3 protein-coding genes are annotated in these 13,180 nt (G+C 56.0%); 2 read left to right on the forward strand and 1 reads right to left on the reverse strand.

The features are described 5' to 3' along the window. Positions 1-51: 51 nt before the first annotated feature. Complete coding sequence (locus tag RMSM_RS36070) at positions 52-7,311, forward strand: VCBS domain-containing protein (RefSeq protein WP_008709774.1); 7,260 nt, start codon at positions 52-54, stop codon at positions 7,309-7,311. Between the two features lie 363 nt (positions 7,312-7,674). Next, a complete protein-coding gene (locus tag RMSM_RS36075; RefSeq protein ID WP_052031985.1) occupies positions 7,675-10,155 on the forward strand; it encodes a diguanylate cyclase in 2,481 nt (826 codons plus the stop codon). 127 nt (positions 10,156-10,282) lie between these two features. On the opposite strand, the gene RMSM_RS36080 is transcribed toward RMSM_RS36075, so the two are convergent. Continuing rightward, positions 10,283-13,072 carry an FtsK/SpoIIIE family DNA translocase gene (locus tag RMSM_RS36080; protein WP_040771450.1) on the reverse strand — a complete coding sequence of 930 codons (2,790 nt, stop codon included), beginning with the start codon at positions 13,070-13,072 and terminating at the stop codon, positions 10,283-10,285. Positions 13,073-13,180 lie beyond the last annotated feature (108 nt).

Raw genomic sequence — 13,180 nt, forward strand, 5'->3', positions numbered from 1 at the left:
TCTGGCGCTCCCTCAGGTGCGGTCGGCAGCCTCGTTTCATCCTTGGTCGACATGGATAGTCCTGCGGGACAAGTCGACAACGTCAGTGACGCCGATAGCGGTGCTGCACTGGGGATCGCGGTCACCGCGGCCAATACCACCAACGGCACTTGGTATTATTCGATTGACAACGGTAGCACGTGGAATGCGTTGGGCGCCGTCAGCGATTCAAACGCTCGTTTGCTCGCTGCCGACGCCAACACTCGACTCTACTTCCAGCCCAATGCCGATTATTTCGGCACACTTGCGGATGCCATTACCTTTCGAGCTTGGGATCAAACCAGCGGCAGCAATGGCGGAGTCGCCGACACCAGTTCGACGTCGGAAACTTTTTTGGATACCTTTAGCTCGGTCTCGTACAGCAACAATGATGGTTCGCTTTCCTGGTCAACCGACTGGATCGAAAATGATGCTGGGGGCGGAGGTGCGTCTGGGGGCAAGTATTTTGTCTCAGGTGGGCTATTGAACGTTGGGGAGTCCAATTCAGATAAATACATCTACCGCGAAGCCAATTTAAGTTCTGCCAACACTGCGACGTTTTCCTTTGATCTGGTGACCAACAATCTAGGCGGTGGCGGAGCAATTCTTGCTCAGATTTCGTCCAATGGTGGCAGCACCTGGACCACGCTGTTGGCCGTCAACTCGGGAACGGCTACCGGAACAAAAAGTTTCGACATTTCCGCCTATATCGCCTCCAACACCCAGATTCGTTTTTACGACAGCAACGGCGGCGGCAAAGAGATTTTAGTCGACAATGTGCAGATTACGGATACAAGGGCGTTGTCGGGCGGAACGACCGCATTCTCGTCGGAGACCGATACTGCAAGCATCGTGGTCAATCCCGTCGCCGACACTCCCTCGATAACCGGTGCGACCACTGATGAGGATACCCAGTCGACGAGCGGACTGGTGATCACTCGCAATGCTGCTGATGGTGCCGAAGTGACTCACTACAAGATCACCGGCATCACGGACGGAACGCTCTATAAGAACGACGGTGTAACCGAGATCAGCAACGGTTCATTCATCACGGTCGCCGAGGGAACCGCGGGTCTGAAATTCACTCCCAACGCGGATTTCAACGGCACCGGCAACTTTACGGTCCAGGCCTCGACGTCCAATGACGACTCCGGCCTCGGCGGCGGCACGACGGTTGCCAACGTCACCGTGGACGCCGTCAACGACACGCCGGTGGTCAATGGTCCCGGCAGCGCGCTATCAGCAACCGAACAAGTCGGGCTCGCCATCGAAGGCAGCGGATTTACGGTCAACGATATCGACGCCGGAAGCGGCACGATGACCGCCACGATCAATGTCGGTGAAGGCACGATCACGACGACAGCCGGTGATTCGGGCGTTACGATCGGCTCAGGCAACGGCACGGGAACTGTCACGATCACCGGTACGCTCAGCCAGATCGACAACCTATTGACCGGTGTAAGCAGCGGCACGATCACCTACCTCAATAGCAGTGACACACCAAGTGCATCGACCACGATCACTGTCACAGTCAACGATGGCGGCAACACTGGCAGTGATCCAGGTTTGACCGGTGACGGCAGCAGCGAAGAGGATTCGGCAAGCCAAACAATCAACATCACTGCCACCAACGATGATCCGACAAACCCAGGCGGATTGCCCAGCGACATCGCGGTCACCGAGGACGTCAGCAGCAATGTGGATCTATCCCAAATCAACCTCAGCGATGTTGATCACGGCGGCGGCAATCTGACGGTGACACTGACAACGTCGACCGGTGGCAACTTGACGGCCAGCAGTGGGGGCGGAGTCACGATCGGGGGTAGCGGAACCGGAACGTTGACATTGACTGGAACTTTGGCAAATCTAAACGCCTACATTGATACCGCCAGCAATATCCAGTACCTGCACTCCACCGCGAATTTGAACGGCGGGAACGTCGACACGATCAATGTCAAAGTCAACGACAATGGCAATTCGGGCAGTGGCGGTGGCGGCGATGTCGATCTGGGTACAGTCAACGTCGATATCACGGCGGTCAACGATGCGCCCATTAACACGGTGCCTGGAACGCAAACCGTCGCCGAAGAAACGGCGACCACCATCAGCGGCATCTCGATCAGCGATATCGATGCGGCCAGCGGTAACGTCACCACACGACTGCAAGTTACCGCGGGAGTTGTCAATGTCACACTTGCCGGAAGCGCCTCGATCAGTGCGGGGACCAACGGCACAGGCGATTTGACGATTCAAGGCTCGGTCGCCGATATCAATGCCACTTTGGCTTCGTTATCCTACACCGGCAACGCGGATGTGATCGGTACGGCCGCAGACACATTAACCGTCACCACCAACGACGGTGGCAACACCGGTTCCGGTGGTGCACTGCAAGACACCGACACCGTTCAAATCAACATTACGGCCGTCAATGACACTCCGGCCGTCAACGGTCCAGGCACAACTCTATCGGCGACCGAACAAGTCGGACTCGCCATCGAAGGCACTGGGTTTACCGTCACGGATGTCGATGCCGCCAGCGGCACGATGACCGCGACCATCGCAGTGGGTGAAGGAACGATCAGCGTTGCCGGAGGTGATTCCGGTATCACAATCAGCTCGGGAAACGGCACAGGAATCGTCACGATCACCGGCACGCTCAGCCAGATCGATAACCTGTTGATCGGCGCCGGGACCGGCACGATCACCTATCTGAACAGCAGCGACACACCAAGTAGCTCGACCACGATCACCGTCACGGTCAACGATGGCGGCAACACCGGTGCCGATCCGGGGCTGACGGCCGACGGAACCAGCGAAGAGGATTCGGCAAGCCAAACGATCAACATCACGGCCACCAACGATGATCCGACCAATCCCGGCGGATTGCCCAGCGATATCACGGTCACCGAAGATGTCAGCAGCGATGTCGATCTGTCGCAAATGAACCTCAGTGATGTCGATCATGGCGGCGGCAGTTTGACCGTGACGCTCACCACTTCGACTGGTGGAAATCTAACAGCCAGCAGCGGTGGCGGTGTCACGATCGGCGGCAGCGGGACCGGGATACTGACGCTGACCGGAACGCTGGCCGATTTGAATACCTACCTCGATACCGCCAGCAACATTCAGTACCTGCACTCGGCCGCCAACACCAACGGTGACAACGCCGATTCCGTAGCGGTCAAGGTCAACGACAACGGCAATACCGGATCAGGCGGTGGTGGCGATGTGGCGCTGGGCAGCGTCAACGTCGATGTCACCGCGGTCAACGACGCACCGGTACTTGATAACTCGGAAACATTCTCGATGAGCGATATCACCGAAGACCAGACGAACAATTCGGGCGATACCGTCGCTTCGATTATCGCCAGTTTGTCCGGTGACCGGATTACCGATGTCGACAACGCCGCGAGCGAAGGAATTGCGATTCGGGGGATTAGCGGCGGCAATGGAACATGGCAATACTCGCTCGACGGCTCAACATGGACCAACGTCGGTTCGGTCGGAACATCGACATCGTTGTTGTTACGGTCGACGGACTACTTGCGATACGTCCCCGACGCGATGAATAGCGACGTTTCGAGTGTGACGTTTGTCGCCTGGGACCAAACCATTGGGACCGAAGGCACCAAGGTCAGTACGGCTGCAACCGGAGGCACGACCGCCTTCAGCGACAATGTCGGCACTGCGCAAGTGACCGTCACGGCGGTAAACGATGCGCCGACCATCACCGATTCAGCCACCGTCAACCTTAGCACCACCAGCGAAGACAGTCCCTCGACCGCGACCAGTGTGGACTCGATTATCTCCAGCGCCGGCTGGGCGGACGTCGACACCGCCGCGGTCAACGGGATCGCTGTCACGGCGGTCAACGGAAACGGCAGCTGGGAATATTCGACCGACGGAACCAATTGGACCTCGTTCAGCGGCATCACCGCAAGCAACGCCTTGCTGCTGAGTGCTTCGACACAGATTCGCTATCAACCCGATACGCACAACGGCGAAACAGCAACGTTTGAATTTGTCGCTTGGGATACGACCACGGGATCACCATCGGCGTTTGGCTCGCCTGCCTACGCGAATCCGGCAAGCGGTGGTGGCACGTCGGCCTTTTCGAGCGAATCAGCAACGGCTTCGATCGTCGTTACCGATGTTAACGACGCGGTGGTCACGGTTGGCGATACCGCCACCGCAACCGAAGCAAGCGGAGTAGCCAACACAACGGCGGGGACGAACCCGACCGGAAACGTACTCGACAACGACTCCGACGTTGATAATGGCGATACCAAAAACATCAGCGGCGTCTCAGCAGGTGTTGCCGCATCAGCCACAGGCAACGTCGCCGCCAATGTGGCGGGATTGTATGGTTCGATCCATATCGCCGCCAACGGCAGTTACAGCTACACGGTCGACAACAACAACGCCGACGTCCAAGATCTGCTCTCAGCAAGTGATACGCTAACGGACGTCTTCACGTACACCGTCCAGGACGCGTCAGGTGCCGAATCCACCACCCAAATTACCATCACGATCCAAGGCGGCGACGACGCCCCGGTCGCGTTCAGCGACAATGGCGACGCGTATGAAGCATCCGGAATTGCCAATGCGACCGCGGGCAGCGATGCAACCGGGAATGTATTGGGAAATGATGACCCCATCGATGCAGGCGATACATGGTCGGTAACGGGAATCGCGCAAGGCGTCGCTGGATCGACAAGTGGTTCAGTCAACGCGATGGTTAGCGGCAACTTTGGGTCGATCACACTCGATGCCAACGGTAACTATACCTACACCATTGATGAAACCAACACGACGGTTCAGGCGTTGCGGACGTCTAGCAACACGCTGAGCGATGTCTTCTCTTACACGATCGCGGACGGGTCGGGCCAGCAGTCGACATCCCAGATCACGATCACACTGCACGGCAACAACGACAATCCCGTCGCCACGGCCGACAACGCAATCGCAGTCGAAGCCAGCGGTTATGCAAACGGAACGTCCGGCACCGATCCGACCGGCAATGTTCTGTCCAACGATACCGACGTTGATTCCGGCGACACGAAAAGCGTCAGCGGCGTGGTAGCAGGACTCGCGGGTTCAGCAAGTGGCAACGTCGGTTCATCAGTCACCGGTAGCTACGGTCAAATCATGATCGCCAGCGATGGTAGCTACACCTACGTCGTCGACAATGACAATGTGGCGGTCCAAGCACTGCGGACCTCGACCGATACTTTGCAGGACGTATTCACCTACACGATGGTGGACACCGCCGGCGCGCCATCGACAACGCAGATCACAATCACCATCGAAGGCAGCAACGACGCACCCGTGGCGGTCCCAGACGCTGCAACTGCGGTCGAAGCGGGCGGCGTATCCAACGCCACATCGGGTACGAATCCTAGCGGCAACGTACTGAGCAATGACACCGATGTTGATTCTGGTGATTCAAAATCAATCGACGGAGTCGCCTCAGGCGTCCAAGGGTCCACAAGCGGTAACGTCGGCGCGAACGTTGCGGGGAACTACGGCTCAATCGCGATCCAATCGGACGGAAGCTACACGTACACGGTCGACAATGACAACGCATCGGTCGAGGCCTTGCGATCCTCTGCCGAAACGCTATCCGATGTATTCACCTACACGATGGTCGACGCATCCGGGTTAAAATCGACCGAGCAGATTACGATCACCATCCAGGGTAGTAACGATAGCCCGTATGACATCACCACCACCAGTTTGACGATCGCGGAAAATCTAGCCGATGATCAGATCGTTGGCAGCGCTACACCCTATGACATCGACACGGGCGATTCGTTTACCTATGCATTGAGCGACGACGCAGGGGGACGATTTCGGATCGACGCGTCGGGCAACATCCGCGTCCTTGATTCGAGCCGGCTTGACTACGAAACCGCAACGCAACACGACATCACGATTCGTGTGACCGACCAAGCCGGTGGACAATACGACGAAACCGTCACCATTCATTTAACCGATGTCAATGAATTCGACGTCACGCCTGCCAACGACATTGATGCTTCGGCGAATGAAGTCTCCGAAAATGCGTCGACCCTGTCATTGGTCGGATTGACGGCAAACGCCACGGACGCGGATGGAACGAACAATGCGGTGACGTATTCGCTCAGCGACGACGCGGGTGGACGCTTCGCGATCGATACTAACACCGGTGTCGTCACGGTCGCGGGAAGCTTCGACTACGAAACCCAAACCTCGCACACCATCACAGTCGCGTCTCAATCAAGCGACGGATCAACCCGCTTTTCGAGTTTTACGATCAATGTGCTCGACGAGAACGAGGCTCCAACCGCTCAGAACGACAATTATTCAGTCCATTCAAGCCAAACGTTGTCGATCGCAGCTCCTGGAGTACTCGCCAACGACGCAGACATCGAGGGCGATGTGCTGCAACTACATTTAATTTCGGGTCCAAATCACGGCGTTTTGACCGAGCGACTCGATGGCAGTTTTGTCTACATTCCTGCCAACGGATTTTTTGGCACCGACACATTTACTTATGTCGCCAACGATGGTCACTTTGACAGTAACGTCGTTACGGTCACGATCACTGTCAATGCAGTGGGTGGCGGCGGAACGAGCGGAAACGACTCAAACGCCGGAGGAGGCTCAGGCGACAACGAGTCCAATGAGTCTGGCGATCAACACGAGAACAGCGATTCGTCTGAAGCCGACAGCAACGAAAACGACGCCGAGGCCGAAAATGGCCCCACGGCGCCGCATGGCGGTCTGGGCGCGTTACCGCTGGGCGGCACCGAGACCCCATCAAACGAGAACGTCGACGCGTCATCCGATACGCGTTCGCCCCGCTCGCAGCCAGCTTCGGACATCGCCGATTCGCTGGGGATGCAGACACTTGCAGCAGACCAACAACAAGATTTGCGAGGACGCGAGTTCACGTTCGGCGGTTCGTCAGAGATGCAAGTGCGTCATCGGCTCAGCAACGAAACACACATGCTGGAACGACTGCTTGTCATGGACCTGACCCACGCCATCAGCTGGGAACAGTGGAACGAAGAACAACGGGCGAACAACGAATCGACATTCTTCGGTATTGAACAGGTCGGTGCGATTGGTGCTGGGACGGGGCTGGCCACCGTGGGTTACGTCCTTTGGGCACTTCGCGGCGGCGTGTTGCTGACCACCATTTTCGGCAGCATGCCGGCATGGCGAATGATCGACCCCACCGAGCTATTGACCGCCTACCGGACGACGGATCCGAAAAAACAATCCGGGATCGAATCGTTCCTCGATTGACCAGTCTTCAATCTCTGATACCTCAATCTCGAGTCCCCCAAAGCATGACCTTGGCAAAGCCGCGACGCTCATAGCACACCGTTAGTCCGACGCAAGTAAAAACCACGACAAAAACATCCTGCATTACTTTCACAATCCACCGTGACTCGCGTGAACCCCGCTGACGTTCGCACAGCCTCAATGGGCACAACCGTTACGATCGGTCAACTCTACCTGACAATACCCCGCCGGTTCGATAATCGAATCGATTTTGCATTAGTCGTTTTAGCCGTAATCAACAATTGAGCGTGACGTCTATCAAGACAGATATTGCGTTTTTCCATTTACTCAAACCGCCCATTATTGCTCTAGGACTCGTTTTCGTTGTTACGTGAGTTCATCGCATCGTTGAGACTGGCGTTCGCACTGGTGTGCGTCGGCGTCAGCCTTATCCTCGGCGGTCAATGGCTGGGATTAATCCCGGACGTTGACGGAGTAGAGATGCGTGCGCGTCAACAGTACTGCGAGTCGATTGCCATCAACGCGTCGGCTCACGTGCGTCGTCAACAATGGGTTGATTTGACCACGATTCTGCGAACGCAGGTCGAGCGGAATGAGGACATTTTATCGATCGGTCTTCGCAGTGATCTGGGAACACTGCGACTGGACACCGGGCACCATCGTGAGATGTGGGATCACTTTGAACAAAATGCCGAAGACGGCGAAGGTGATCGCGTCGAGGGCATGCGTGTCCCGATCACACTGAATCGGCGTCCATGGGGCAATGTTGAATTCTGTTTCCGCAAACCGGAATCGACCGCATGGGCTCCGTTAACCGAGCATTCGGTATATCGTTTGGTCGGTTTCTTTGTGATCGCCGGACTCGCATCGTACACCTTGTTTGTCGCAAAAATCATGGGTGTCTTTCGCAAGACTCAAGTGGTTCCCGACCGGGTCCGCCGAGCCTTGGATACGCTTGCCGAAGGATTGCTGGTACTTGACGAGCATGGACAAATCGTACTGGCCAACCGCGCGTTTACCGAAACAATCGGGATTCCGCTCGAAGATCTGGCCAAGAAGAAGGCGAGCGATTTGTCATGGACGCTACCTCAAGACAGCGAGTCCGAAGCAGACGGATCCATTACTTATCCGTGGATTGCTGCGATCGACCAATCCGAACTTCAATCCGAACAAATGCTCCACTACCGTTTAGTCGATGGACGAAAACGCATTTTCTCGGTCAACGCCGCACCGCTGGGTGGCGACGACAATCAACGGGGTGCCTTGGCAACGTTCCGTGACGTCACCCACGTCGAAGAACATCGCGAAGAGCTGGAAAAGATGCTCGGCATGCTCCGCAGCAGCCGCGACGAGATCGAACGCAAAAACAGCGAACTTGAAATCTTGGCGACCCAAGACGCATTGACCGGATGTTTAAATCGACGTGCGTTCTTTGAGCGATTTGATGCGCACTGGAGAACCGCCCATACCGAGAATACTCCGCTGTCGTGCATCATGGTCGATAATGACCATTTCAAGAGTGTGAACGACACCTATGGACACCACATTGGCGACGAAGTGCTTCGCCGCGTATCAAAAGTGATTCGCGAGATGCACCAAGACCACGGTTTGGTTTGTCGCTACGGTGGTGAAGAATTCTGTGTCGTGTTCCCGAACATGACGCTGCAACAAGCGATCGCCGAAGCCGAGAAAACGCGTGAAGCGATTGCCGCGATTCGGTTGGAAGATCCAGCCGAACTGACATTGACCGCCAGTCTTGGGGTGTCCGAACTGCGGTTCAATCCGGCCGATCCGCAAGAATTGATCAACCAAGCGGACGCCTGTTTGTACGTTGCAAAACGCGAGGGCCGAAATCGCGTGATTTCGTACAACGCGAACATGGAATCAATCGAAGATGCTTCGGAAAACGCCGCCGCTGTGAAACCGAAACGCTTGGACATCTCTTATCAAGCGGTCACCGCGCTGATGTCGGCGATTTCGTACCGAGACGCGAAAACCGCCGAACACAGTCGCCGTGTCGCTCATTGGTGTTCTCGCGCCGCCGCCAACGTGCTCGATCCTGCAAAAATCTATGTTCTTGAGATCGCCGCACTGTTGCATGACATCGGTAAAGTAGGGGTTCCCGACAACGTCTTGAACAAACCAGGTAGCTTGACCGAACAAGAGTGGGAATTCATGAGCCGGAACGACCGGATCGGTGTCGAAATCGTCACCAACACGTTCAACTGCGATGAATTGACAGCCATCATCTCGGCGCATCAAGCGATTCGTTTGCAGGGCCAACGTTCACGTCCGCTTTCTGAACTGAAAACGATCGAGAACGAACAGGTCGCCTGGTGTGCAAAACTGCTGACGGTCGCCGACAGCTACGATGCCATGATTTCCAGCAGCGTTTACCGCGAGCAGAGCTCGCATGCCGAAGCGATCGCAGAACTACGTCGCTGTGCTGGAACTCAATTCGACCCGGAAGTCGTCGAGCATTTTGCCAGCACGATCGACGAACAGGCACTTGCCGTCGCATCCGGGGCGTTTGCGTTGGGCAAACAAGCCGCGATCCAAATCGGCATGAACGTCGAACGGCTCGCCGCGGCCTTAAACCAACAAGATTTGCGAGCGCTTCAGGAACACGCTTCACTGCTGGCGATCACGGCCAGCAGCTGTGGACTCGATTCGATCACCAAAGCTGCCAACCACATTTGTGACATCACCAACGCCGAAGATTTGCAGTGGACCATGCTGCTGCGTGACACCAACGAATTGCTCGATACCGCTCGCGCGGCACAATCCGAGTTCCTCCGCGATGCACTAGAACTTGAAACATCGCGAAGTTTCCAAGTCGATTAAGCGGCAGCCAGGGATCACCGGGTGATGATCCCGTTAGCCGTTTATCCGAACGCTTCACAGCATTCCGTAGCGAACCGCATGAACGACTTGTTGGTTGAATCGACCGTGTTCTTGAGTTCGACGCGTCCTAGCTTTCGTCGTCTTCCTCATACTCTTCGTATTCTTCCTCTTCGTATTCTTGCGAATCGTCTGCATCGTCGCCAGCGACGGAACCTTCGATGACGTTGGCATCGCTTGGATCATCCCCCTCATCGGGATCTAAGCCTTGCATCTTCTGCCATGCTTCCATGGTCAACAACACTTCGCGTGATTTGGATCCGTTGTATTCGCCGACAATTTTGTCTTCGGCCATGAAATCAATCAGCCGAGCGGCCCGGCCATAGCCGATCCCGAGGCATCGCTGCAGCAGAGACAACGACCCACGGCCTTCGCGTATCACGACTTCGATCGCACTTTCATACAACTCGTCGCGGTTCTTGATGTCTCCGACCGCTCCGGCATCCGTGTCGTCTCCATCGTCGACCTTCAAGTTCATCAACTCGCCGACAAAGTTTTGCTCGCCAAGACTGCAGTGATCGACAACCGCGTCGATCTCTTCGTCGGACAAATAGGTCCCCTGTCCACGAATCAAGGTGCTGGTGCCCGGCCACAAGAACAACATGTCGCCGTTACCGAGCAGTTTGTCGGCACCATTTTCATCCAACACAACGCGGCTGTCCGTCTTGCTGGCCACTTGGAAACTCAAACGCGCCGGCAAGTTACTCTTGATCAAACCGGTGATAACGTCGACGGTCGGTTTCTGCGTCGCCAAGATCAAGTGGATCCCGACCGCACGACTCTTTTGAGCCAACCGAATGATGTGTGTTTCCACATCCTTTCCGGCAGTCATCATCAAGTCCGCCATCTCGTCCGCGATGATCACGATAAAGGGCAATTTATCAGGGACACTTTCGGTATCCTCAGCGTCCTCCATGTCCAACCGCCGCAGGATCTCTTCGCGGCCGAGATCGTTGTAGCTGTTGATGTGACGCACTCCGGCCTTGGCCAGTAACGAGTAGCGTTCTTCCATCTTTTCGACCGCCCAAGCCAAGATCGCTTCGGCCTTTTTCATGTCCGTGATCACCGGATGCATCAAGTGAGGCAACCGACCATAGCCACTGAGTTCAACCATCTTGGGGTCGATCATCAGCATGCGAACCTCGTCCGGCCGACACATCATTAAAACCGATGTAATGATCGCATTCAAACAAACACTTTTACCCGTACCGGTTCGCCCCGCGATCAACAAGTGGGGCATTTTTTCGAGCCCGACCACCATTGGGTTCCCCGACACGTCCTTGCCCAAGAACACCGGGATGTTCATCTTCGAACGACTCATGTCCGATTCTTCGATCACGTCACGCAGTCGCACGACTTGCCGATTTTCGTTCGGAACTTCGATTCCAACGGTGTTTTTGCCAGGGATAGGGGCGACGATACGGACGCTAGGCACCCGTAGCCCGATCGCCAAGTCGTCCGCCAAACCGGTGATCTTGCTGAGCCGCAATCCGGCTTCCAGTTCAATCTCGTACTGAGCGATCACCGGACCGGTTTCAATTTCAACGACGCGAATGTTGAACCCGAAATCCTTGAACGTGTCTTCCAGGATTTGGGCCTTGCGCCGCACTTCGATCAGCTGTTCGTCATAGCTAACATCGTCGCTCTGTTCGAGCAATTCGATAGGCGGCAAACGATAGTCTTCGGATCCAAACGGCGCCGATTCTTGCACGTTGTCGTACAGTTCTTGCTTGGCATCGGCTTGCTGTTTGCGTTTGGGTACTTTGATTTTTGGATTCGAAAGTGCATGTTTCTCGTCTTGACGAAGATGCAACGTTTCATCGTCCACCTCAAGATCCCGCGTAACCGGTTCACTTTCGGGCGTTTCCTCGGATGTCTCTTCGTGCTCCGTGGTCATTTCCGAATCGACAACTGAATCTTGTGAGTTCGCTGCCGCTGGATCGCTCGCAATTGTTTCGGGCGCATCCATGGTCGCCGTTTCGACGCCGTCATTAGCAGCCGATTCGGTTTCGTTCGTGGATGCGACTTTGCGTCGAGACTTTTTGAACTTGATTTTCGGTTCGCGATTGGACCAATCGCTTGCTTCGGCGGCATTAGCATCGGTGGTGGGCTGTTCCGCAGTGTTGGATTTGCCGACCTCGTCGCCTTCGATTTTGATCGGTTCTTCCAGATCCGTGAACGCTTCTCGGCGACGTCGCACGGTGATCGGCATGACTTTGACCGCTCGCTGCATTCCGCTTTTCGATACCATCGCTCCGCTGGCTAGGATTCGCTTTCCGGCATATAGAAGGGCGTAGTCGGTCGTCAGCAGCAAACCGACGGCGATGACGGTCGTCGCCAAGATCCACGCCCCGGCTGGTGCAAAATGTTCGAGCAAGAACGTCGAGGTCATCGCCCCGAGGTAGCCACCGTTGCCCACCACCGGCATCTGCTCGAGTTGCATCGGCAACAGCCCCCCTGCGGTGGCCACGCCAATCACAACGATAGTGCCTCCGAGCGATCGCAGCACCGGAGCGTTCAAGCGGCCTCGATACAGCAGTGCCGTTGCCACTCCGCCGCCCGCGGCAATCACCAAACCCGCAGCAAGTCCTAATGCATCCAATAACGCTGCCGAAATCACCGCTCCCCAGTACCCGCAGGCATTGGTCACCGTGGGATTGGTCGGATAGACCGAATTGTTAGGAGCGTACAGTGCGCTGATGGGCCAGACCGGCATTTCGATGGGGTCAGCCGGACTGCGTGTGATGATCGATACGGTCGCAATCAAGGTCATCGCAACCAAAACGATCGCGACAACGTCGCGAATCAAGTTCGCTTCGCGGTCTCCGTTTGCACCGTCGTTGGAAGCAGCAGTCGCCATAAAACCAAACAGCATTGCAGCGGCCCGGTCACCACGTCATTGACGAACGATGGAAATCGGCCACGTGGAAGAAAGAAAAACCCAGCAGAACGTCATCCTGGATTATCG

The organism is Rhodopirellula maiorica SM1, from assembly GCF_000346295.1.
Classification (GTDB): Bacteria; Planctomycetota; Planctomycetia; order Pirellulales; family Pirellulaceae; genus Novipirellula; species Novipirellula maiorica.